This window comes from Fusibacter bizertensis, assembly GCF_029914245.1.
Taxonomy (GTDB): domain Bacteria; phylum Bacillota; class Clostridia; order Peptostreptococcales; family Acidaminobacteraceae; genus Fusibacter_C; species Fusibacter_C bizertensis.
The window spans coordinates 1-854 of the sequence record NZ_JARYZI010000034.1 but is presented as its reverse complement, the minus strand read 5'-3'; the positions used below and the strand labels follow the sequence as shown (position 1 = coordinate 854).

Genomic DNA, 854 nt, shown 5'->3' with positions numbered 1-854 from the left:
AAGAGGCGGATTTGCCTACCTCTCAGACTCGTTGCTTGGACGCGTTCAACCAATCACGCGCTTAGCATAACCTCCTGTGTCATTCCCTCTCTCAAACGGTTCTCGGTGGTACAGGAATCTTTACCTGTTGTCCATCGCCTACGACTTTCGTCCTCGGCTTAGGCCCTGACTTACCCTGAGCGGACGAACCTTCCTCAGGAAACCTTGGGTTTTCGGCGGACGGGATTCTCACCCGTCTCTCGTTACTCATGCCAACATTCTCTCTTCTATACAGTCCACACGTCCTTACGATCGTGCTTCGCCCCGTATACAATGCTCCTCTACCAATTAGATTACTCTAATTCCATAGCTTCGGTAATAAGTTTGAGCCCCGGTAATCTTCGGCGCAGGATCACTCGACTAGTGAGCTATTACGCACTCTTTAAATGTATGGCTGCTTCTAAGCCAACATCCTAGTTGTCTGGGCAATCCCACATCCTTTTCCACTTAACTTATATTTTGGGACCTTAGCTGATGGTCTGGGCTGTTTCCCTTTTGACTATGAATCTTATCACACACAGTCTGACTCCTGAGTATAAGATATCGGTATTCGGAGTTTGATAGACTTCGGTAGCCGGTGAAAGCCCCTAGGTCATTCAGTGCTCTACCCCCGTATCTCTTTACCTCAAGGCTAGCCCTAAAGCTATTTCGAGGAGAACCAGCTATCTCCGGGTTCGATTGGAATTTCTCCGCTATCCACATGTCATCCCAACCTTTTTCAACAGATATGGGTTCGGGCCTCCACTAAATTTTACTTCAGCTTCACCCTGCACATGGATAGGTCACCCGGTTTCGGGTCTACGCCACACAACTTA

1 rRNA gene is annotated in these 854 nt (G+C 48.5%); it reads right to left on the bottom strand.

Features of this window, described 5'->3' with window-relative positions:
- Nucleotides 1–854: ribosomal RNA gene (locus tag QE109_RS17535) — 23S ribosomal RNA — on the bottom strand; the annotation flags it as partial.